Annotated in this window: 20 protein-coding genes; 10 read left to right on the top strand and 10 right to left on the bottom strand. The window is 64.4% G+C overall.

Going from position 1 to position 23074, the window contains the following annotated elements; translation table 11 throughout:
- The 3 genes from WC739_RS04640 to WC739_RS04630 all read left to right on the top strand — a co-directional run.
- The coding region (locus WC739_RS04640; protein ID WP_372951840.1) for a 16S rRNA (uracil(1498)-N(3))-methyltransferase at window positions 1-412 on the top strand (412 nt) is incomplete at its 5' end.
- A gap of 144 nt (window positions 413-556) precedes the next feature.
- On the top strand, window positions 557-1930 hold the full coding sequence (locus WC739_RS04635) for a glutamate--cysteine ligase (protein WP_372951838.1): 1374 nt from the start codon (window positions 557-559) through the stop codon (window positions 1928-1930).
- A gap of 186 nt (window positions 1931-2116) precedes the next feature.
- The gene (locus WC739_RS04630) at window positions 2117-3085 is read left to right on the top strand and encodes a DUF937 domain-containing protein (protein ID WP_372951837.1); all 969 of its coding nucleotides are present in this window, start codon (window positions 2117-2119) and stop codon (window positions 3083-3085) included.
- Between the two features lie 168 nt (window positions 3086-3253).
- On the opposite strand, the gene WC739_RS04625 is transcribed toward WC739_RS04630, so the two are convergent.
- Entirely contained in the window at window positions 3254-3544 is a 291-nt protein-coding gene (locus WC739_RS04625; protein ID WP_372951836.1) for a DUF1127 domain-containing protein, read from the bottom strand.
- A 176-nt stretch (window positions 3545-3720) separates the two neighbouring features.
- Here WC739_RS04625 and WC739_RS04620 point away from each other — a divergent pair, with 176 nt between their 5' ends.
- The 3 genes from WC739_RS04620 (at window position 3721) to WC739_RS04610 (ending at window position 7549) form a co-directional block, all read left to right on the top strand.
- Entirely contained in the window at window positions 3721-4677 is a 957-nt protein-coding gene (locus WC739_RS04620) for a LysR substrate-binding domain-containing protein (protein WP_372951835.1), read from the top strand.
- A gap of 102 nt (window positions 4678-4779) precedes the next feature.
- The gene (gene xseA / locus WC739_RS04615) at window positions 4780-6408 is read left to right on the top strand and encodes an exodeoxyribonuclease VII large subunit (protein ID WP_372951833.1); all 1629 of its coding nucleotides are present in this window, start codon (window positions 4780-4782) and stop codon (window positions 6406-6408) included.
- Between the two features lie 4 nt (window positions 6409-6412).
- Window positions 6413-7549: a P1 family peptidase gene (locus tag WC739_RS04610; RefSeq protein WP_372951832.1), complete on the top strand. Its 1137-nt coding sequence runs from the start codon at window positions 6413-6415 to the stop codon at window positions 7547-7549.
- Window positions 7550-7601: 52 nt separating this feature from the next.
- On the opposite strand, the gene WC739_RS04605 is transcribed toward WC739_RS04610, so the two are convergent.
- Complete coding sequence (locus WC739_RS04605) at window positions 7602-7856, bottom strand: hypothetical protein (RefSeq protein ID WP_372951831.1); 255 nt, start codon at window positions 7854-7856, stop codon at window positions 7602-7604.
- Window positions 7857-8319: 463 nt separating this feature from the next.
- Between WC739_RS04605 and WC739_RS04600 the strand changes: the two genes are divergently transcribed.
- On the top strand, window positions 8320-8472 hold the full coding sequence (locus WC739_RS04600) for a hypothetical protein (RefSeq protein WP_372951844.1): 153 nt from the start codon (window positions 8320-8322) through the stop codon (window positions 8470-8472).
- On the opposite strand, the gene WC739_RS04595 is transcribed toward WC739_RS04600, so the two are convergent.
- The 7 genes from WC739_RS04595 to WC739_RS04565 form a co-directional block, all read right to left on the bottom strand.
- Entirely contained in the window at window positions 8465-10492 is a 2028-nt protein-coding gene (locus WC739_RS04595) for a CocE/NonD family hydrolase (protein ID WP_372951830.1), read from the bottom strand. The two genes, WC739_RS04600 and WC739_RS04595, sit on opposite strands and share 8 nt — an antisense overlap.
- 41 nt (window positions 10493-10533) lie before the next feature.
- Entirely contained in the window at window positions 10534-11511 is a 978-nt protein-coding gene (locus WC739_RS04590; RefSeq protein WP_372951829.1) for an ABC transporter ATP-binding protein, read from the bottom strand.
- The gene (locus WC739_RS04585) at window positions 11508-12494 is read right to left on the bottom strand and encodes an ABC transporter ATP-binding protein (RefSeq protein WP_372951828.1); all 987 of its coding nucleotides are present in this window, start codon (window positions 12492-12494) and stop codon (window positions 11508-11510) included. The genes WC739_RS04590 and WC739_RS04585 overlap by 4 nt, the downstream gene beginning before the upstream one ends.
- Window positions 12491-13381 carry an ABC transporter permease gene (locus WC739_RS04580; RefSeq protein WP_372951827.1) on the bottom strand — a complete coding sequence of 297 codons (891 nt, stop codon included), beginning with the start codon at window positions 13379-13381 and terminating at the stop codon, window positions 12491-12493. The genes WC739_RS04585 and WC739_RS04580 overlap by 4 nt, the downstream gene beginning before the upstream one ends.
- Window positions 13359-14306, bottom strand: a complete 948-nt coding sequence (locus WC739_RS04575) for an ABC transporter permease (protein WP_372951826.1) — start codon at window positions 14304-14306, stop codon at window positions 13359-13361. The genes WC739_RS04580 and WC739_RS04575 overlap by 23 nt, the downstream gene beginning before the upstream one ends.
- A 52-nt stretch (window positions 14307-14358) precedes the next feature.
- Window positions 14359-15918: an ABC transporter substrate-binding protein gene (locus WC739_RS04570; RefSeq protein WP_372951825.1), complete on the bottom strand. Its 1560-nt coding sequence runs from the start codon at window positions 15916-15918 to the stop codon at window positions 14359-14361.
- A 265-nt stretch (window positions 15919-16183) separates the two neighbouring features.
- Entirely contained in the window at window positions 16184-17176 is a 993-nt protein-coding gene (locus WC739_RS04565; RefSeq protein ID WP_372951824.1) for a dipeptidase, read from the bottom strand.
- A gap of 228 nt (window positions 17177-17404) precedes the next feature.
- Between WC739_RS04565 and WC739_RS04560 the strand changes: the two genes are divergently transcribed.
- On the top strand, window positions 17405-19405 hold the full coding sequence (locus tag WC739_RS04560) for a prolyl oligopeptidase family serine peptidase (protein WP_372951823.1): 2001 nt from the start codon (window positions 17405-17407) through the stop codon (window positions 19403-19405).
- Window positions 19402-20670 (top strand): NAD(P)/FAD-dependent oxidoreductase, encoded by a 1269-nt coding sequence (locus WC739_RS04555; protein ID WP_372951822.1) that lies wholly within the window; start codon window positions 19402-19404, stop codon window positions 20668-20670. The genes WC739_RS04560 and WC739_RS04555 overlap by 4 nt, the downstream gene beginning before the upstream one ends.
- 4 nt (window positions 20671-20674) lie before the next feature.
- On the opposite strand, the gene WC739_RS04550 is transcribed toward WC739_RS04555, so the two are convergent.
- Entirely contained in the window at window positions 20675-21589 is a 915-nt protein-coding gene (locus tag WC739_RS04550; RefSeq protein WP_372951821.1) for a LysR family transcriptional regulator, read from the bottom strand.
- Between the two features lie 121 nt (window positions 21590-21710).
- On the opposite strand from WC739_RS04550, the gene WC739_RS04545 reads away from it, so the two are divergent.
- Window positions 21711-23057, top strand: coding sequence for an SRPBCC family protein (locus WC739_RS04545; protein ID WP_372951820.1), 1347 nt, complete (start codon window positions 21711-21713; stop codon window positions 23055-23057).
- Window positions 23058-23074: the final 17 nt, after the last annotated feature.

Below are 23074 nucleotides of genomic sequence, written 5' to 3'. Positions count from 1 at the left end.
CATCCTGCAACCGGTCATCAGCCAGCATACGCAAGTGGCGAAGCCCTCGATCGACCGCCTGCGCGCCAACGTCGTGGAAGCCGCCGAGCAATGCGGCATCCTGGCGGTGCCGGATGTGCGCGAGGCGGAAAAATTCGAACGGCTGCTGGCCGGCTGGGACAGGGAGCGGCGGCTGATCTTCTGCGACGAGGACGCCTCGACCGACAATCCGCTCTCCGCGTTGCGGGCGGTGGAGGAAAAGAAGCTCGCGCTGCTGGTCGGACCGGAGGGCGGCTTCTCCGAGGATGAACGCAAAGTGCTGCGCGCGTTGCCTTTCGTGACCGCCATTCCGCTTGGGCCACGCATCCTGCGCGCCGACACGGCGGCGGTGGCCGCCCTGGCGGTGATCCAGGCGACGATCGGGGACTGGTAAGGGTTGATTTGTTGCAAGAGGCCGCCCCGGATCGTGGCCTTCAATTCCTCTTGACCTCTGGCTCAGGATTTTTCGCTTGATCGGCTGCTGACATTTCGTCCATTTACCGCCGGCGGTCGCCCGACCGCCTCTGAGGGCTGAACCATGGCGCGCGACACAACCGATTTCCGGCCGATCGAAGGCGTCGACGAGCTCGTCGAACATCTGGCCGAAGGAAACAAGCCGCGCGACAAGTGGCGCATCGGCACCGAGCACGAGAAATTCCCGTTCTATGTCGACGGCAACGCGCCTGTGCCCTATGGCGGAGAGCGCGGCATCCGCGCCATTCTCGAAGGCATGCAGCAGAAGCTCGGCTGGGATCCGATCATCGATGACGGCCGCATCATCGGCCTGGTCGAGCCGACCGGCCAGGGCGCGATTTCGCTGGAACCCGGCGGCCAGTTCGAATTGTCCGGCGCACCGGTGGAGACGATCCACCAGACCTGCCGCGAGGGCAATGCCCATTTGGCTCAGGTGCGCGAGATCGCCGAACCGATGGGCATCCGCTTTCTCGGCCTTGGCGGCAGTCCGAAATGGTCGCTGGCCGAGACGCCGAAAATGCCGAAATCGCGCTACGAGATCATGACGCGCTACATGCCCAAGGTCGGCTCCAAGGGCCTCGACATGATGTACCGCACCTGCACGATCCAGGTGAATCTCGATTTCGAGAGCGAAGCCGATATGCGCCGCAAGATGCAGGTGTCGCTGAAGCTGCAGCCGCTGGCGACCGCGCTGTTCGCCAACTCGCCCTTCACCGAGAGCCGGCCGAACGGTTTGCAGAGCTGGCGCGGGGATATCTGGCGCGACACCGACAACCAGAGGTCGGGCCTGCTTGAATTCTGCTTTTCGCCCGAGTTCGGTTTCGCCGACTATGTCGAATGGGCGCTCGACGTGCCGATGTATTTCATCATCCGCGACGGGCGCTATCACGACATGACGCACATCACCTTCCGCCAGTTCATGGCCGGAGCCGCCCGCAATGAGGTGCCCGACGGGCTGGCGACCATCGGCGACTGGGCGAACCATCTGTCGACGCTGTTCCCGGATGTGCGACTGAAGCGCTTCCTTGAAATGCGTGGCGCCGACGGTGGACCATGGCGGCGCATCTGCGCGCTGCCGGCCTTCTGGGTCGGGCTGCTCTACGACGAAGCGGCGCTCGACGCCGCCGAGGCGCTGACCTCGAGCTGGACCTATGAAGAAGTGCTGGCGATGCGCAATGCGGTGCCGGAAGAGGGCATTTCCGCTCCCTTCCGCAACACCACGCTGCGCGAAATCGCGCGCGACGTGATGGTGATTTCGCGCATGGGCCTGAAGAACCGTGGCCGCAAGAACCGTGACGGCTACGACGAGACCTCGTTCCTCAACACGCTCGATGAAGTCGTCGCGCGGGGCACCACCAGCGCCGAGGAGATGCTCTCGGCCTATCACACGCGCTGGGGCGGCTCGATCGAGCCGGTGTTCATGGAATACGCCTATTGAAGCTGGCTTGAACGCCGATCGATTGGCAAGGCCGCTTCATTCGGCAGTGGAACCAACCAAAGCGCGTCGCGTCGGAAGCGATCCAGGCGACGCGCTTTATTGATGAATGGCGTTCTCCCAAAAACGATGTCACTTTCGGGCGACATGCATTAGCTTCTCCGACGAGGATTTCCGGAGGAGAGACCAATGCCTTCCTTGTTCGATATCCTGGCGCAGGCCCAGAACGGCAATGGCCTGCAGGCGCTGGCTGAGCAGTATGGGCTTTCAATGCAGCAGACCCAGTCGGCGGTGGCGGCACTGCTGCCGGCCTTCTCGCAGGGGTTGCAACGCAACACCGCCGATCCCTATGGGCTCGGCGCCTTCATGACGGCGATGGCAAGCGGACAGCACGCCAAGTATTTCGAGGACGCGGCCAGGGCCTTCTCGCCGCAAGGCGTCGATGAAGGCAACGGCATTCTGGGGCATCTGTTCGGTTCGAAGGACCTGTCGCGCGCCGTGGCCAGCCAGGCGGCGCAGGCGAGCGGCGTCAGCCAGCAGATCCTGCAGCAGATGCTGCCGGCCATCGCCTCGATGGTCATGGGGGGACTGTTCAAGCAGACGACAAATCAAATGCAGTCCACCGGCGGGTTTGCGGGGGTCAGCAATCCGCTTGGCGAGATCATCGGGCAGATGATGCGGCAAGGCGGCATGCAGGCCCCGGCTCCTCCACAGCAGCAGGCTCCGCAGAGCCCGATGGACAATCCGTTCGGAAAGGTCTTGCAAGATATGTTCGGTGGCGGCGCACAATCGCAGAGTCCGCCGCAGCAGACGCAGAACCCATACGGTGACAATCCGCTTGGAAAGGTTTTCCAGGACATGTTCGGCGGCGGCGCGCCCCGGCAGGCGCAGCCTCAACAGACGCAAAGCCCCTATGGCGACAATCCGCTGGGCAAGATTTTCGAGGATATGCTGAAGTCGGGCAGCGGCTTCGGCATGCCCGGCGCGCAGCCGGCGCCGCCACCGGCATCCGAAGCGCGGACCAATCCGAGCGACAAGCCGCCAAATCCGTTCGACGATCTGTTCGGAAAGATGTTCGAGACCGGCGCCCAGCAGCGCGACGACTATATGAAGGGCGTGGAGACGCTGTTCGATCAGTTCACGCGGGCCAAGCGCTAGATCTAGCCGGCCAATCGACGGTCCGGGAGAGCCGAAAAGAAAAGCCCGGTCCTTGGAGGACCGGGCAGGATGCAGGCGGGCCGGCGGGGATCCGGCAGGGAGTGGGGGCCTGCATAACTATCGGTCGCGCCGAACCTCAGACAGGTTCACGGGACCGGAATTCCATGATCAGGCGACCTTACGGGCGATGTCCTCGATCGTTTCGACGCGATCGCTGGCGATTTCCCGCAGGATCGCGGTCGGATCGCGGCCAAACGGCACGTCGACGGCGACATGCAGATCGCCGCGCGTCAGACCGATATCGGCGAGTTCGGCATCCGACATCTCGCCAAGCCGATAGAAGGCACGGCGGTTTTTCCACGCGCGGTAAATGTTGGAGAGGGTGTTTGCCACGCGCGCCGCAACAGCCGGTCGCGAGCTGACGCGCGAAGTCTCGGTGGCGAAATCAAACGTGGCCATCTCGGTCTCCTTCAGGCTCGGTCGGACAGAACCCGACGACCGGCGCTGGATAAAGCGCCGCTTCGGTCTCGATTCACATGCGTTCATGTGGATGACAGGAATTTGCCAGCGCGTGATTGATTAATCCAACGAATGTTTCTAATCCTAGGCATCAACATCAATGATGGATCAAGTCGATGAAAGCGCCGCTCGATCTCGATCAACTGCAGACCTTCATCACCATCGCGGACACGGGCAGCTTCACCCGGGCGGCTGAGGAGGTGCATCGGACCCAGTCGGCGGTATCGATGCAGATGCGCCGGCTGGAGGAGCGGATCGGCAAGCCGCTGTTCCAGAAGGACGGACGCATCAACAGGCTGACCGAGGAAGGCGACAAGCTGCTGTCCTACGCACGGCGGCTGCTCTACCTCAACCGCGAGACGCTTGCGGCTTTCGACGACCGGCGGCTCGAAGGCACGATTCGCATCGGCACGCCCGACGACTATGCCGACCGTTTCCTGCCGGAGATCATGGCGCGCTTCACGCGCTCCAATCCGCGCGTTGAACTGACCGTTATCTGCGAACCGACGCCGGGGCTGGTCGAACACATCAAGCGCGGCAATCTCGATCTGGCGCTGGTGACGCATAATGATACGCGCGGCCAGTCGGAAGTGGTGCGGCGCGAGCCGCTGCTGTGGGTGACCTCGGCTAACCACGCGACGCATGAACAACCGACGCTGCCAATGGCCTTTGGCCGGCCGAACTGCATCTGGCGGCGCGCGGCCGTCGACGTGCTCGACCAGCAGGACCGCGACTACCGCATCCTGTTCACCAGTTTTTCCGCCACAGTCATCACCGCCGCCGTGCTGTCGGGCTTGGCGATCTCGGTGCTGCCGGAATGCGCGCTCAGGCCCGGCATGCGGGTGCTGGGCGAAGCCGACGGCTTTGGCACCCTGCCGGATTGCCGCATCGGCATCATGCGCGGCCAGACCTCGCGGCCGGAAATCGTCGATGCGCTCGCCCGTCATATTTCGGAAAGCCTGGACAATATTTCCGTCCCGGTCGGCGAGGAGGCCGGGAGTTTCGACTTTGCCGCCCTGGCCTTCTCCAAGATGAAACGCACGAAGCCGAACCAGATTTTGCCCGGTTGGTAGAACCCGCCGCGCCGGTGCCGCCGCCGCTGAGCGACGGCAAGGCAAGCCTTGTCCGCCGGCACAGGCCTTGACGCGAGCCGGCATGAGCGCGCCAATCGCAGCATGAGCGAAGCAGCATCCGAATCACGCACCAACGCCGCCGAATATACGGTGAGCGAGATCTCCGGCGCCCTCAAGCGCACGGTCGAGGACGTTTTCGGCAATGTGCGGGTGCGCGGTGAGATCTCGGGTTATCGCGGGCCGCATTCTTCCGGCCATGCCTATTTCGCGCTGAAGGACGACCGCGCCCGGCTCGACGCCGTGGTGTGGAAGGGCACGATGAGCCGGCTGAAATTCCGCCCCGAGGAAGGGATGGAGGTGATCGCCACCGGCAAGCTCACCACCTATCCCGGAAAGTCGAACTACCAGATCGTCATCGACAATCTGGAGCCCGCCGGCGCCGGCGCCCTGATGGCGCTGCTGGAAGAGCGCAAGCGGCGGCTGCAGGCAGACGGGCTGTTCGATGCCGGTCGCAAGCGCAAGCTGCCGTTCATGCCGCGCGTCATCGGTGTCGTCACCTCGCCGACAGGCTCCGTGATCCGCGACATCATCCATCGCATCAAGGACCGCTTCCCCTTGCATGTGCTGGTCTGGCCGGTGCGCGTACAGGGCGAGACGTCAGGCGTGGAAGTGACCAATGCCGTCACGGGTTTCAACGCACTGGCCTGGGACGGCGCCATCCAGCGCCCCGACGTGCTGATCGTGGCGCGCGGCGGCGGCAGTCTCGAGGATCTGTGGGGGTTCAACGACGAGGCGCTGGCGCGTGCCGTTGCCGCCTCCGACATTCCGGTGATCTCGGCGGTCGGCCACGAGACGGACTGGACGCTGATCGATCTCGCCGCCGACATGCGGGCGCCGACACCAACGGGTGCCGCCGAAATGGCGGTGCCAGTGAAAGCTGATCTCGAGGCGACGCTTGCCAGCCTCGGCGCGCGGCTCAAGGCGGCCATCTCGCGCAATTTCGAGCGCAAGCGGCAGGCGGCTCGCGCGGCCGCTCGCGCCCTCCCCTCGCCCGATCAATTGCTGGCACTGCCGCGCCGGCACCTCGACGAGGCGGCAAGCCGGCTTAGCCGAGGCCTGATCGTCTCCACCGAACGCAAGCGGGCACGGTTCTTCGCGGTCAAGCTGACACCGGCGATGCTGTCGCAGCGGATCGCCGAGGCGCGGCGCACCAACGACCGCACTCTCTTGCGCGCGCAAGGGGCGTTGCGCGCATTGGCGCGTACCCGGCGGGCGGAGTTCAATCGTGCGGCGGACCAGTTGCCGAAATGTGCCAAGGCATCGCTGCGGCGACACCGGCAGCAACTGGCCTTGCTTGAAGGACGCATCACGATCGAGCCGACGGCACGGCGGCAACGCGTTCAGAGGGACCTGCTGACAGCTTTGACGAGGCGCGGCACGCAAGCTGTGGTGCTCAGGCTGGAGCGTTTGCGCGTGCGCGTCGCCCAGGCCGACAGGCTGATGGCGACGCTGTCGCACAAGGCGGTTCTGGCGCGCGGCTTCGCCCTGGTGAAGGACGCCGACGGCGCGGTTATCAAGCAAGCGGCCGAGGTGGCCTCGGGAATGGCGCTGTCGCTTGAGTTCGCGGACGGCACCGCCGATGCGGTGGCGACCAGCGGCGCGGCGCGGCCGAAACCGGCCGCCAGGCACCTCAAGGCGAGAGAGCCCGGCAACCAGGGATCCCTGTTCTAAGACCATGACCTTACATCCACATCATCTGGCAACTCCCTCCGGCAAACCGCGCGCACGAAGCTACGGCATCGGCTTCGATGGTCGGCCCGGACCATACAATGCGATCACCGACGTGCCCGGCGTCGCCGTCGGTTATTCGACGCTGATTTCCGGCGACGGGACGCTCGTCGTCGGTGCGGGTCCGGTACGCACCGGCGTGACGGCGATCCTGCCGAGGCAGCGCGCCGACCTTGCAACGCCGGTTTTCGCCGGCATCTTCAGCCAGAACGGCAACGGCGAACTGACCGGCTCGCACATCATCGAGGAAACCGGGGCTTTCAATTTTCCGGTCACCATCACCAATACCCATTCCTGCGGTGTCTCACGCGACGGCACGCTACGCTGGATGCAGGACACATTGCCGGAGGCACTCGACAGCGCCTGGGGCCTGCCGGTGTCGGCGGAGACCTATGATGGGTTCCTCAACGACATCAACGGCCACCATCTGACCTTCGACCATGTCGCCGAAGCCCTTGATGGCGCGAGCACCGGGCCGATCGAGGAAGGCAGCGTCGGCGGCGGCACCGGCATGATCACCTTCGGCTTCAAGGCGGGTTCGGGGACAGCGTCGCGCATCGTCGCATGGCAAGAACGAACCTTCACGGTGGGCGCATTCGTTCAGTCGAATTTCGGCAAACGGCGCAACCTCACCATTCGTGGCCTGAGGGCCGGGCCTGATCTTGCCGAGCCGGCAATCCGAGAGGGCAAGCCGCGCGCCGAGAAAGGCTCGATCATCGCGGTGATAGCCACCGACGCGCCGTTTTTGCCGCATCAGATGAAGCGGCTGGCACGCCGCGTGCCGCTCGGCGTCGCCATGACCGGCGGCTTCGGGTATCACAGCTCAGGCGATATATTTCTTGCCTTCACGACCGCCAATCCCGGCGCGGCGCTGGCGCCGGCCGGCCGCCTTGCCAAAGCGGAGTTCATCCCAGACGCGGACATCGATCCGTTCTTCGACGCGGTGATTCAAAGCGTGGAGGAAGCGATCCTCAATGCGCTGGTGGCCAATGACGACATGACCGGGCGTGACGGCAATTTCGTCCCGGCGCTGCCCAAGGCGTGGCTCAAAGAAACGTTCGAACTGACAGAGCAGGTCGGCTAAGACAAGAACGCGGGCCATACGGCCCGCGCGCACAGACAGGATGGTCTCGAGCTTATTCCTCGGCCTTGCTGGACGCCTGCCGGTTTTCGTCGGCCTCGGCGGCTTCCTCGAGCCTTGAGGCAATCAGTTCCTGAATGTCGCCGACCTCTTCCTGGATGTCTTCAAGCGGTATGCCCACTTCCGCCGCCTTGGCGGCGCATTCCCTGGCGAGGGTCTCCGCCTGCTTCTCGAGCTTGGCCTGGGAAGGCTGGCAATGGACCTTTTCGCCGATCCATCCCCGCAAGAACTCGATCGCGTGTTCGCTCATACTGCTGTTCCCTGGCGGCAAAGCCGGTTGGTAATCATAAACGTCGACATCCCGCAAAGGATGCATGGCCTCATTCCAACCGAGTCGCCGCGAACCGGCAAGCCGATCTCGTCCAAAGTCCATGGAGCCAAGGCAAATCGAGGGTACAAAGGCATTTCTTTTCTGGAGGGTCGCTTACATCGGCTGGACAGCTCCAGCTTCGCGCCATTGTTTCTACTTGCTTATTCCGGTTTCTGAGACGATTTCGTCACAAATCGATGGAGCGATGCATAGCATATTCACAGCTGCCTCGGGGCGCTGCCCTCAAGGCAAGCGGGTCGAAGCCGCCGCTATATAGTGATATCCCCATGCAATGTCGACTCCGCTCGATCTTGCGCACAGGTTGCGAAAAGTCGCACCTTTGCCGCACGATTTCCGGGTACGGATCCCACATTTTTCGCCCGGCCTTGCTACGGAGTTCCGTATGCTCGACCAGGCCAACGAACTCGCCCTGGATCGCGACCACTTCTTCCATCCGTCGACGCATATGGGCGCGCACGCGCGGCGACGGTTGAGTAGGGCTGGCGGCCGGTTCGGTCGCCAACCAGAGCCGGGCAAGGCCTGGCGGCTCAGTTGAGGTCGCGCGGGTACTCCTTGACCTCCCTGCGGTCGACGATCAGTTCGTCACCGTCATGGGCGGTGATGTGGGTCTCGATGCGCCATGCATGACGCAGCGCGCGCACGGTGGCCTTTACCGAGACACGCGCCAGCCAGTCGTCGCGGCCGAAGGATTTATCCCATGTGCAGGTGCCGACCGCCGAGTTCGGATCGTCGGGGTGGATCGAGAACCGGTCGACATGCCTCGCGCCGACAATCATCCGCGTATGCGGATGCAGCACCGTGCCGCCGTCATTGATCACCTGGTAGACGGTCTCGCCAGTGACCTGGTCCGTCGATACGGATCGCTGGAAGCCGTCGCCCTTGGCCACGACCTCCTGGTCCATCGGCCGGGCGCTTTCCGGACCCGGGAAGGCAGCCAGCGTATCATCAAGCGGCTGCGGCATACGCACCGGAAGGATCAGCCGGCTGTCGCCGCAATGGATCGACAGCGTCGCTTGTTCCGCCGTCGGGAAAACGATCGGCCAATGCGACGTCGCCAGCGCCAGCCGGATTCGGTCGCCAACCTCGAAACGCTGGCCGCAGCAGCGCAGCTTGATGCGGATCGTCTCCGCCTGGCCGGGCACCATCGGCTCGATGTCGAGGTCATCGTCGCGGTGGCTGAGGTTGAGGATGCCATAGCTGACGCGCGAGGCGGCTCCTTCAGGGAAGACCTGCGACAGGGTGGCGGAGAGAAGCGCCACGGGCTTGTCTGAGGACAGCTTGACTTCGAATTCGGGGAAACCGAGGATTTCGATCGCCTCGGTCAAGGGTGCGGTCTCGAAGACCAGCGCATTGCCCTCCTCGCTACGCTGGTCGATCGGCAAGGTCGGCATGACGCCATAGCCGCACCAGGCGCCGGAAGACAAGCCGGCCGTCTGCGGCGACGAAATCTCCAGGATCGCGTCCTCGCCCTTGGCTTCGCTCAGCACATGGGGGGCAAGGTTCAGCACCTTTTCACCGACGCCCGGTCCCGGCCAGGCCGGTTCCGCGACCCAGCGGCCGGGCCGTTCGTCGTAGATCGCCGCCGGTCGTGCGGGTTCCTGGATCCAGGCGCGCAACATCGGCTCGTCGGCAATGCCGGTGTCGATCCCCTTCAAATATTGATCCCACCAGCGCAGGCACTCCTGCAGGAAGCCGATGCGCGGGGCGGGCATGGCGAAGTGGGGATATTTGTGGCCCCAGGGCCCGATCAGGCCCTTGCGCGGGCCGCTGAGCTTCTCCAGCATCCGGAAGATCGGATTGGGATAGCCATCGGCCCAGCCGCCCACGGCGTAGACCGGAATTTCGACATCGGCATAGTCCTCGCAGATCGACCCGTGCTTGTAGAAGTCGTCGCGGCGCTGGTGTTCGAACCAGTCCTGCATCCATATGCCGTTGCCGTTCAGCCGCTGTTCCCAGAGATCGCGCCAGCGGTCGCCGACGATGAGCGGATCGGGCGGGGTCATGGCGATGGCCCAGGCGGTGGTTCCCCACATCAGATTGTCGCACATCATGGCACCGCCGAGATAATGCACGTCGTCGTTGTAGCGGTCGTCTGTCGAGCAGAGCGAGACGACGGCTTTCAGCGCTGGCGGCCGGCGCGCGGCGACCTGCAGGCCGTTGAATCCGCCCCAGCTGATGCCGATCATGCCGACGCTGCCCGAGCACCAGAACTGCCGCGCCAGCCATTCGATGACCGCCAGGCAATCGTCCTGTTCCTGCTTGAGATATTCGCCCTTGCACAGCCCTTCGCTATCGCCCGAGCCGCGCATGTCGACCCGCACGCCGGCATAGCCGTGACCGGCGAAATAGGGATGCGTCAGCGCATCACGCTCCACCGTTCCGTCACGCTTGCGATAGGGCAGATATTCGAGGATCGCCGGCACCGGATCGGTCTCGGCGTCTTCCGGCAGCCAGACGCGCGCGGCGAGCCTGATGCCGTCAGGCATCGGGATCCACAGGTTCTCGATCTCGCGGACCTTGCGCGGGAAATCGGTGACGACGCGGATATCTTGCATGGCGGCTCCTTTCAGCGTCCCGGCCTGAACCGGGGCGATCATTATGTGTTCAGCGGAAAATGGCAGGTCAGGCGGCTCTCGCCGACCATGGCCGGAAGCGGGACGTCCACCGCACACCGAGCTTGCGCCCGCGGACAGCGTGTGTGGAATTCGCATCCGGAGGGGCGCGCCAGCAAGGAAGGCACATCCGCCGGCAGCGTGATGCGCTGATGAACCCTGTCTGGATCCGGTTCCGGATTGGCCGACAGAAGCGCTGCGGTATAGGGATGGTGCGGAGCGCGGAAGATCGCCTCGGTGTCGCCCTGCTCGACGAAACGGCCGAGATACATCACCGCCATGCGGTCGGCGATCTGGCGCACGACATGCAGGTTGTGGGTGATGATCAGCATCGACAGGCCCATGCGGTCGCGCAGGTCGTTGAGCAGGTTCAGCACTTCTCCCTGCACGGAGACGTCAAGGCCGGCGGTGGGCTCGTCGGCGACGACCAGGACCGGATCCAGCGCAATCGCCCGCGCCACGCCGACGCGGCGCGCTTGGCCGCCGGAAAGCTGGTGCGGATAGCGTTCGGCGAACTCGCGGGGCAGCCCGACCAGCGCGAGAAGCCGGTTGACTTCCGCGTCGAGGTCACGGTTCGACAGCCCATGGATAATGAACGGTTCCGACAGCAGCGCTCGCACGCTGAGCCGTGGCGAAAGCGAGCCGACCGGGTCCTGGAACATCATGGGCATGCGCCGCCGCACCGGCTTCATGGCGGCGTTCGACAGGCCACGCAGTTCCTGTCCCTCAAACCGGATCGAACCGGCCACAGCAGGCTGCAGGCCGTTGAGCGTGCGTGCCAGAGTGGTCTTGCCCGAGCCGGATTCCCCGACCAGCGCGAAGGTGGTGCCGCGCTGCAGGCTAAAGCCGACGCCGGACACCGCCTCGATCTCGGTGGCGCGCCCGGCAAGCCGGGCCGACAGGCCGCCGACCCGGAATGAGACGCGCAGATCGCTGACATTGAGCAGGTCGTCGGAACTCATGCGCCTACCCCTGCCAAGGATATGTCGGCGTACCAGCAGCGGGCGATATGAGAGCCGCCAATTACGGCATTGGGTGGCCTGTCGGCCCGGCATTGCGCGTCGGCTCGGTCGCATCGCGGCTGGAAGACGCAGCCGCTTGGCCGATGGCGCAGGTCCGGCAAGGTTCCGGGGATGGTCGGCAGCCGAGCGACACGGTGCGACAGCCGGGCGGGATCGCAGGCCAGCAGCTTCTGCGTGTAGGGATGGCGGGGATCGTGGAAGATCTCGCGGGTCGTCCCGCTCTCCACCACCTCGCCGGCATACATCACGATCATCTCGTCGCAGAGTTCGGCGATCACGCCCAGATGATGCGAGATGAACAGCACCGAGCAGCCGATGTCGCGCTGCAGGTCCTTGAGCAATTCGATGGTGGCCACCTCAAGCGTCGCGTCGAGCGCCGTGGTCGGCTCGTCGGCGATCAGCAGCGCCGGCTCCATCATCAACGCCATGGCGATGGCGATGCGCTGCTTCATGCCGCCGGAGAATTCGTGTGGAAACTGCGCCAGCCGGCTTTCCGGGTCCGGAATGCGAACCTTGCGCAGCATGGCGACCGAGCGCGCATCCTTGTCGCGCTTCGACAGGCCCGAGCGGTACTGGATGTCGCGCATCTGGCGTCCCACCGAAAGCACGGGATTGAGCGCGCCCATCGGATCCTGGAAGACGGTGGCGATCCTGCGGCCGCGCAGGGCGCGCATCGCGGTCGGGTCGAGCCGGGCCAGATCCTTGTCGCCCTCGAAGATGATCTCGCCCGACGAGATCTCGCCATTGTCGGCGAGAAGGCCGAGGATGGCGTTGATGAGGGTCGATTTCCCGCAGCCGGATTCGCCGACCACGCCGACGCTGCGGTTGGCCGGAACGGAAAAACTCACCTGCTTGAGCGCTTCCAGCCGGCCGCTCCCGGTGTGGAAGGCAACGCTCAGGTTCCTGACGTCGAGAACCGTCATGCGCGTCCCTTCAGCCGGGGGTCGAAGAGGTCGCGCAAGGTCTCGCCGAAGAAGGTGAAGCCGAGCGTGGTCAGCACGATCGGCAAGCCGCCGGCGATCACGATCCAGTAGGAATCGCGGATGTTGGCGAAGCCGTCATTGAGGATCGCGCCCCAGCTCGGCGTCGGCGGCCGCACGCCGAGCCCGAGGAAGCTCATGCCGGCTTCGATCGCCACCACCACCGGGATGTCCATCGATATCAGGATCAGGATCGGACCGATGATGTTGGGCAGGATATGGACGCGCAGGATGCGCGCGGCGCTGGCGCCCATCGAGCGCGCCGCCATGACATGTTCGGCGGATTTCAGCACCAGCGTCTGCGTCCTGATGATGCGCGCATAGCCCGGCACGTTGACCAGCATCACCACCAGCACCACCGCATAGAGCGAGGGGCCGAAAAGCGTCACCAGTGTCAGCGCCAGCATGACGGTGGGAAAGCTCTTCACCGCGTCGAAGACCAGGAGCAGGACATTGTCGAGCCATCGCGGGCCGTATCCGGCGATCAGCCCGAGCACCACCCCGGCAACCAGCGACCCCGCTGTCGCGCCCAGAGCGATCAAGAGGGCGATGCGCCCGCCATAGAGCACACGGGTGAAGAGATCGCGGCCGAGATGATCGGTGCCTAGCAGGTGCAGGAGGCTTGGCGAGGCAAAGCGCTCGGCCGGCGATATCTTGCTCGGCGCATAGCTGGTCAGCACGCTGGCAAACACCGCCGACAGCACCACGACCGTCACCAGCGTCAGGCCGACCGCGCCGAGCGGCTCGCGCATGATGCGGCGCAGGGCGCGCCAGAGGCCGACAAGGCGGCCGCTGCCTGGAGACAGCTCAGTTGAAACTAGATCTGACACGGGGATCCAATATGCCGACCAGGATGTCGGCCGCTACGTTGACAAGGACGAAGAACACCGTGGTCACCAGCACGGCGCCCGAGACGATAGGATAGTTGCGCACCGAGATCGCCTCGTAGACCAGCTTGCCGATGCCCGGGCGGGCGAAGACGATCTCGGCGAAGACGGAGGACGACAGCATGTGGCCTATGCCTACTCCGAGCAAGGTGATCGTCGGCAGCACGGCAATGCGCAGCGCGTAGGTGTAGACGATCCGGCGTTCGGTGAGGCCGAAGGCGCGAGCGGTGCGGATATGGCTGGCTTCGAGCGTCTCCAGCATCGAGGCGCGCACCATCCGCGAGATGTAGCCGATCCAGCCGAGGCCGACCGCCAGCGATGGCAAGATGAGATGCTGGATCTGGCTGCCGAGGTCACCCGGCTCGCCGGCGCCGATGGCCGGCAGCCATTGCAGGGCGACGGCAAACACCAGCAGCGAATAGATGGCGACGACAAAGGAAGGCACGGCGATCATCGCCACCGACAGGACCCCGATGACCTGATCGACAAAGCCGCCGCGCCGCACCGCGGCGATGCAGCCAAGCGGGATGCCGAGCGCCACGGACCAGGTGATGCCGCCGACCACCAGCGCGAGCGTGAATGGAAGCTGTTCCATCACCACGTCCAGCACTGGCCGGTTGGACAAGACCTCGGTGCCGAGGTCACCGCTCAAGACCGATGCATAGAAATGCAGGAACTGCCGCCACACCGGCTGATCGAGGCCCATGCGCACGCGCAAAGCCTCCATCATCTCCGGCGTCGCGCGCGGGCCCAATGCGACCGAGGCCGGGTCGCCGGGGATGAGGTAGATCATGGCGAACATCATCATCATGGCGACGCTGATGATGATGGCGCCCAGCCACAGGCGCTTGAGGGCGTAGCCGATCATTTCGAATACCTGCCGGAAGGTCTCCGGCGGGGACAGGCCCCGCCAGCCGAAGTCATACCGGTTTGAAATCGGTGAACACGGGCTCGCCATTCGGCTTCAGGCCCGGCACCAGCGTGTCGCGGTGCATGACGCCCGTGACCTCATGGGTCAGGAAGACGTAGTTGCCGTTTTCCTCCATCAGGTCCTGCAGCTTCTTGTAGATCACATCGCGCTTGGCCGGATCGAGCTCGACCATGCCTTCGGCATTGAGCTTGTCGAATTCCTCGCTGGAAAAGCGTTCCCAGTTCCAGACGCCGATCTGGTCGCGCGTGAACCAGGCCGTGGCCCAGCTCGGATCGGGCTGCATGGAGAAGCGGCTGATGATCATCTGCAGCTTTTTCCAATAGTCGCCTTCCTTGGCGCCGAGGGTCCAGAAAGTGCCGCTGTCGTTCTGCTTGATCTCCACGTTCAGGCCGACGTCCTGCAGGTTCGACTGCACGACCTGCGCGGCAGTCAGGCGCTCGGTCTTGTTGAGGATGTCGAGCGTGATCGTCGTGCCGGCCAGCCCCTCCTTGGCGATCATGTCGCGGGCGCGGTCCGGATCGAACTCGAAGAGGTTCTTCTCGCGATGGCCGGGCAGGCCGGGTGCGATGATGCCGGTGGCCGTGGCGGCCGCGCCAAAATAGGCGGCGTCGACCACCGCCTTGCGGTCCACGGCGTACTGAACCGCGCGGCGCATGTTCGCATTGTTGAAAGGGGCGGCATCCTGGTTCATGCCGAGCCAGACAAAGGCCAGCGAGGGCTTCTCAACCACCTTCGTCTTCGGCGGCGGCGTCTGCTTCAGCCGCGCGATGGAGGAGACCGCTGTCCAGGTGTAGTCAAGGTCGCCGGCCTCGTAGCCGAGTTCGGCCGTCTTCTCATCCTCGATCGGATGGATGTGGATCTCCGCGAAGGCGCCTGGCTCGTATTTCCAGTCGGGATTGCGCACAAGCACCGTGCGCTGCTTGGGCAGCCATTCCTTCAGGATGTAGGGACCCGACTGGGCAACAGGCTTGACGCCCATCTTGCCGCCGAGTTCGGTGATGGCTTTCTTGGAAAGGATGGTGCCGGACGGCGTCGGCAAGGTCGACGTCCACAGCGGCGCGAAGGCCTTGTTCAGATGGATGACGCCCGAAAGCTTGTCCTTGACCTCGACCTCCTTGAGCGTGGCCCAATCACCGGAATAGGGGCTCTTGTTGGCCGGGTCGGCAATGCGTTCGATCGAAAACTTGACGTCTTCCGCCGTCATCTGACCGAAACCATCCGTGAAGCCGATATTGTCGCGCAGCTGGAACGCGACCGTCAGCGGATCGAGCTGCTTGATCGTCTCCACGGCCATCGGCCGCCAGCCCCAGCTGTCGCCCGGGGTCGTCACGACGAGGCCGGCGAAAATAGAACTGGTGATGTCGCCTTCCGGCGCCGCCAGACGGAATGCCGGGTCAAGCGTCTGGATGTCTGCATAGGAGCGGACCTTGAGGATCGGGCCATCGCTCGACCAGGAAATGCTCGGATTGACCATCGAGGCAAGGCCGAAGGCGCCAGCCCCGGCAAGCACGCTGCGCCGCGAAACCCTGGTGTTGGCTAGGATGGACATGCTGACCCCTCTGCTGTTTTTCGTTGTGCTGCAGCAAGGGCCCGTCCCCGGCCGCCAGAATTCGTCGCTCACTCAAATTGCGGATTATAGACATGTATGTCTAGCGAAATTTTTTTTGGTATGTCTGAATCTTGGATACGATCGGCCTTGCGGGAATTCAGGATCGCCGATCTGGCCGCCGTCATTGACGAGAGGCCCGGGAGCCGTCGGGCCAGCTCGCCGCTGTCGCCTCAAAGGACAGTGACGCCAAAGAACGCTCGATCGGTCACTGCCAGATTTCGCCTGCCAGGCGCATGAAATTGCCGCCCATGACGTCACGCACGGCCGTCTCCGACCGGCCACGGCGAAGCAGAACCTCCGCCAGTTCGCGCATCTGCCCCGGAGCCGCGTAAGTGGTCGCCCCTTCCGGATATTCGTTGGTGGGCCAGAATTGCGGATTGTCTGATATGATGCGGTCGATGCCCTTCACGTCGACCGGAAAGGCGTAGTCCAGCCCGATGCCGACGTGACGCGGGCCGATCAGATCGACGAGATATTCGATATGGTCGGCCAGTTTTTCCGAATCCGTGCGCCCGTCTCCCAGGAACCGGTTGAGCCCGACCATCGCGACAATCCCGCCGGTGCGCGCGCAGGCCTTGATCTGCTCGTCGGTGATGTTGCGGCCGTGGCCGCACAGGGCCTTGGGATTGGAATGGGAGAAGATGACCGGCCTGTTGGAATAGTCCATCACCTCCATGCTGGTGCGATAGCCAGTGTGGGTGACGTCGACAAACATGCCGAGACGGTTCATCTCGTCGATGACCTGTCGGCCGAATGCCGTCAGGCCGGTCTCGACATCATGGCAGCCGCCGCCGGCGAGGTTGTTCCTGTTGTAGGCAAACAGCATCTGCCGCACGCCCAGAAGATGGTAGAACTCGACCATCTCGATGCGACCGTCGAGCGCGTTCATGCCCTCGATGTCGAAGGTGATCGCCAGCTTGCCCTCCCGCTTGGCCTGACGGATTTCCGCTACCGAGGAAACGAGCGTGTAGTGGTCCGGGTTGGAGAGGATCCAGTGGCGAAAATTCGCCAGGGTCCGGACTGTCTGCTCCCAGGGGAGCAGGTCGAAACCGACATCGACCGACAGATAGTTGATGCCGGCATCGCGCCATATCCGCAGATTGTTCAGGTCGGCCGCCGGGTCCGGCATGAAGCCGGAATGGGCATCCCATATGATTTCACTGTCGAAAATTGCTCGGGCCGCGGACGGAATGCTCACTTGGTCCTCGCTTTCAACCACACCAACACAAAGGGAAGGCGGATCAAGCAGCGTTCGGGATGCGTGATCCAGATGCAGTCCCTCTCAACTATCAGGCCACGGACACATGTGTCTAGACAGCTCCGATTGAGACTGTATGGTCACCGTCGCTGCTGGTTGGACCCTGCGGCGAAGCTATGCCGGGTGGATGCACGGCGGATCAGGAACATCTCCATGTGAGGCTATTCGATGCAACGGGATTTTCGCTCGTCGGCCGAATTCGAAGCCGCCCATGCATTCTACAGCGAGCTACTGGGCGCGCCGGGACATGTTTTCGGCGGGCGCTCACTGTGCGGCCATCAAGGTTCGGGACATGTCTATTTCCTGGGCCACGGCCTCGAAGGACCGCTTGAGGACGGGCCCAGCACCAGGCTTTACCAGGTCGAGCGCGGAACCGGCGCGATCACGCGGCTGAGCAACAGGGAGGCGCGCCAGATCCGCCTTTCCCCCGATGGCGCACTGCTGGCGCTCGCCTGCAAGGGTGATGGCGAAGCGACCGACCTGATCGAGACAAGGTCCGGCGAGGCCGTCGTCGCGAGCGCGGCATTGCGCGGGCGCATCGAGCAGATCGACTGGTCGCCGGATGGGACGAAACTTCTCCTGGTGGTGGCCGGGGCCGCGGCCGATCTTGCCGGCATCCACGGCGGCCACGCGCAGAGGCAGCCTTCCGAAGCCGTGACCTGGCTGCCGGAAGTGCGGCTCGGCGAAGGCGAGGATTTGTGGCGCACGGTATGGGTCTGGGATTTCAAGGGTGCCGCACGCCGGCTCACGGCGCCCCCGATGAATGTCTGGGAAGCAAGCTGGTCCGGCAACAACAGCGTTGCAGCCCTGGTCAGCGACGATCACGGCGAAGGCAGCTGGTACAAAGCGCGGCTTGCGCTGATCGATGCCGGCTCGGGCGAGGCGCGGATCGTCCACACGCCGAGGGACCAGATCGGCTGCGTCAGGGGCGCGCCGGGCGGAGACAAGGTCGCGTTCGTCCAGGCCTTCTGCAGCGACCGCGGTCTGGTTTCGGGTCTGCTTTCCATCCTCGATCCGGCGACGGGCGACGTTGCCACGGCGGACACTTTGGGCATCGACGTGACGTCGATCGAATGGCGGTCATCGACCAGGATCCATTTTGCCGGCGCGCGCGGCCATGAAACGGCAGGTGGAGATTTCTCGGTCGAGAGATCGGTTGCCACGCAACATTGGGCCTCGCGCGATCTCACGCATGGCGAGTGGGTGCCCGCCTCCATCCCGATCGGAGACGAGGGGTCGCTGTTCATCGCCGAATCCTGGTCGCGCGCGCCGTTCCTGGCGGAAGTGACCGATGGCACGCTGGTCGAACTTGCATCGCTGGCGGCGCCCGGCGCCGCCAGCGCAACCGAACGATGCGGCACGATCGAACCCTTCGAATGGACCGCGCCGGACGGGCTGGCGATCCAGGGCTGGCTGTTGCGGCCAAAGGCGGCCCCTGCCCCGACGCCGCTTCTGGTCGACGTGCATGGCGGCCCGGTTTCGGCGCACCGCAACCGCTGGCTCGGACGGTCGCGCGCCGCCGCCATCCTTGCCAGTCGCGGCTGGACGGTCCTGTTCCCGAACCCAAGAGGCAGCACAGGGCGCGGCGATGATTTTGCCCGCGCCGTGAAGGGCGACATGGGCGGAGCCGACGCCCAGGACATCATCAGCGGGGTCGACGCGCTGGTTGCCCAGGGTCTGGTCGACGCCGCGCGCGTTGCCGTGACCGGAACCAGCTATGGCGGCTTCATGTCGGCATGGCTGCCGTCGCAGAGCGACCGTTTCGCCGCCGCCATCCCGATCTCTCCGGTCGGCGACTGGTACAGCCAGCACCGGACGTCGCAGATCCCGGAGTTCGACGAGATCATGCTGACGACATCGCCGTGGGAATCCGGAGGCGACTATTTTTCGCGAAGCCCGGCCTTCCACAAGCAGATGAAGATCGTGCCGACGCTGGTCATGGCCGGCGCCATCGACAAAAGCACGCCGCCCGGCCAGGCCGAGGAATGTCATTTCGCGGCGCTGAGATCAGGCGCGCCGAGCGCGCTTGTCATCTATCCGAATGCCGGTCACAGCCTGCGCGGCTACCCCGAATATATCGACAGCGCCGCCCGCATTCTGTGGTGGCTGGAAAGACATGTCGGCCCAGCCAACGGGGCCGGATCATCAGCAAAGGGAGACCAGGGATGAGCTCGAACGGCGGCAATGGCGGAGGCGACAACCGACACATCGCGGTGATCGGCGGCGGCATCATCGGCTGCAGCGCGGCTTTCCATCTCCTGCAATCGGGCGTGCGCCGGGTGACGATCATCGATGCGGGCCAGCCGGGCGCCGCGACCACCAGCGCCGGCGCCGGCTTTGTCTCCCATTGGTCGGCCGGCATGATCCCGCTTGGCGAGGAAGGCTTGCAGCTGCAGCAATATGGTCTCGATTTTTATCGCAGGCTGCACGAAGTCGGCGTCGAGATCGGCTATCGGCCAAATGGCACCTTGATCATGGCCCTGACCGAGGATGGACGCGAGCGGTTCGTCCGGCCGGTGCTGGACTCGCCTTACGCGCCGCCCGAGATGCAGGATCTGAACGCCGCGCAGATCGGCCAGAAGATGCAGGGCCTCATCGATCCGGATCGGGTCCACTCTGCCGCCTACAACCCGCACGGCATCCAGATCGACACCAAGCTGGCGATGGGTGTGCTGACCCGCCGGATCGGCGAGCTTGGCGGCACCTTTCGCAGCGGGACGCGGGTGACGGCGATCCAGGATGTCGGCGACCGGGTGACGATCGACACGGATCAGGGTCGCATCGAGGCCGACGGCGTGATCGTTGCCGCCGGCGCGTGGAACAACCAGGTGATATCGGGACTCGGCTGGCAACTGCCGCTGCTGCGGGTCATCGCGACGCGCATCGTCACCGATGATCGTGGCTTGCCGTCGAAGATCCCCACGGTTCAGTGCCGGGAGTTGCGGCTGTGGCTGCGCGAAACCTTCGGGGCGGTGATGTGGGGAACCGGAAGGCACTACAAGCCCCTCTACAAGACCGCCGACAAGGACATCGAACCCGGCCAGCCGGACAATGTCGCGCTGATGCAGGAGACGTCCGGGCAGGAGCTTGCCGAGCTGCAGACGATATTTCCGCCGTTGCGCGGCTCGACAATCGCGAGCTGGGCGCAAGGCGTGCCGTGCTACACGCCCGACAATGGCCTCATAGTCGGCAAGGTCCCCGGCAGCGACAACGTCGTGGTCGTGGGCGGCGACAATGAAAGCGGTGTCACCCATGGTCCTGGTCTGGGCAGGCTTTCATCCGAACTGATGCTCGGGCAGACCCCGTTCGTCTCGACCGAGCGGTTCCGCGTCGATCGCTACGCATCCGATGCCTTCAAGTCGGAGGCCGAGATCGAAGCCGCCATGCCGGCCTGGGGCGCGCGTCACGAGGCGTCGCGGTTTGGACGCGACTGACCTGTCAGGTGTCGCCGATGCCCGTTGAGCTGTTGCCGACGCTGTCGCGCAACGCCCGCGCGACCGCCCTGACGATCGGGCCGGCATTCTTGCGCATCACGATGTGAAAGGCGCCGTCGTGGCGACGCGACGTCTTTGTCAGCCGGACGAGTTGCCCACGGCTGATATGCTCGTCGGCAAACCCGGCCCAGGCAAGCGCTGCGCCTCGGCTGGCGATGGTTTCGTGGATCATCGACATGTAGCTGGTGAAGCGCGGTCCATCCAGTTCGCGGTCGGTTCCGATCCACGATTGCCAGCTGTCGATCGCGCCCGGCGGCGTGAGCTGGTGGATCAGCGGCACGGCCAAGAAAGCAGCCGGCTCATCCGAGGCGAGCGCCGGGTGTCGCGCCAGGAACGCCGGGGCGCAGACCGGGAACCATTCGCCATCGAACAGTTTCTCGGCCATGAATTCCGGCCAGTGTGCGGGCTCGCCGAAGCGGATCGACAGCGTCACTTCCGGCTGGTCGAAATCCCTGTAGTCGTTGGATGTCCGCAGCAGGACCTGGCCATCGGCGATTCGCGACGTGATGAGGCCAAAGCGCGGCATCAGCCAGGCTTGCGCGAAGTCGTGGCTGCAGCCGATCACGAACGTGTCGCTGTCGTGCCCGGTCAACGCCTCCACCGCTTGCCGGATGGTGGTCAGCCCGTCGCGGATCGCCTCGGCCAGCGTCATCCCGGCCCCGGTGATGGCGACACGGTTGCCTTTGCGCGTGAACAGTTCGATCGACAGCTGGTGCTCGAGATTGGCGACATGCCTGCTGACCGCCGACTGCGCGATGTTGAGCTCCCGGGCGGCGAGCGTCAGCCCGCCAAGCCTCGCGGCGGCCTCGAAGACGACCATGGCATTCAACAGTGGAAGCGACGTCTTGAGCGTTTTCATTATCGGCCGCATCCTCATGCCTTTTGAGCATGACGCTCTATCATATTTGTATTTGCGGCAAGCGTTTCCGTAGCGCAAACTCTATCGAAATATCATTCTCAGCGAGCAGAAAGGTGTTGCCGTGCAGGCCCCCGCACCGAATAGCCAGCCCATCGACAAGAACCAGCTCGTCGGCCTGATCGACCGGCACCGACCGGGCTGGTCCCTGGAACAACCCTTTTACGCCGATCCGGCGATTTTCGCGATCGAGCGCGATCTGTGGTTTCCGCGCCAGTGGTCGCTCGTTGCCCATGCGAGCGAGGTGCCCGAAAAGGGGCGCTACATCGTGCGCCAGTTGTTCGACGAGGAGATCATCGTCGTCCGTTTCGGCGACGGCGAAGAGGACATCGCGGCCTATTACAATGTCTGCACCCATCGCGGTTCGCGGCTCTGCGTCAAGGATGGTCGCAGCAATCTGCTGGTCTGTCCCTATCATGCATGGTCGTTCCGGCTGACGGGAGAATTGCAGAGCAGGCAGGATATTCCCGAGACCGTCGATCCCGAGGCGCTCGGACTGCATCGCGTGCCGACCAAATATGTTGCGGGCCTCGTTCTGTGCGCCCTCGATGAAGCAAAGGTGCCCGACGTTCAGCCTGTCGCCGATGCACTGACCAGCGGCCTGCGCGAGAACGGTATCGATCGCGCGCGCATCGCCGCCCGCAAGAGCTATCCGACCAGGGCCAACTGGAAGCTGGTGCTCGAGAATTTTCTCGAGTGCTACCATTGTCGCCCCGCGCATCCCGAATATTTCAGGGTCAACGCCCATGTGAAGGTGACCGCTGTCCGCGACGAGGACAAGGCGGCGCAATGGCAGGAAGAACTCGAAGCCTGGCACAGCGTCATCGGCGATGCCGAATTCGCCAAGGGCGCGTGGGAGCCCGGCGGCCTCGACACGGCGCCGTTCGGCATGCACCGCAAGCCGATCGGCCCCGGCCGCAAGACGCTTTCCGACAGCGGCCAGCCTGTCTCGTGCCTGATGGGCGGCCGCCCCGCCTATGATGGCGGGGAGACAGGTTTCCGGCTCGGACGCCTGTCCTTCGCCAGTTGTGCCAATGACTATGTCACGCTCTTCCAGATGATCCCGCGCAGCGCCAGCGAAACCGACGTCATCCTGACCTGGCTTGTCGACAAGGACGCCGACAGCTACATCCACGTCGATGCGATCACCTGGATGTGGGACGTGACCACGGTGCAGGACAAGAAGATCACCGAGGACAATGCCGACGGCGTCGCATCGAGGGCCTACCGGCCGGGGCCCTACACCGCGCTCGAGAGCCAGCCGTCTTTCTTTGTCCAGGCCTACCTCGCCGAAATGCGAGAGCTGGTCACGGGAGAACGGCCGGCCTCGGTTTCGCAGTGGCAGCGGCCAAGCAAGGGCTATGCTACCGAACTTGCCGCCAAGTTGCCGCAACTATCCAAAACCGCCTGAGCGGGAGCGACCCGCTC

Origin of the sequence: Mesorhizobium sp., from assembly GCF_041661565.1 — a bacterium.
Classification (GTDB): Bacteria; Pseudomonadota; Alphaproteobacteria; order Rhizobiales; family Rhizobiaceae; genus Mesorhizobium.
Note: the sequence above shows the minus strand (reverse complement) of the source record. Positions and strands in the feature narration are given on the sequence as shown.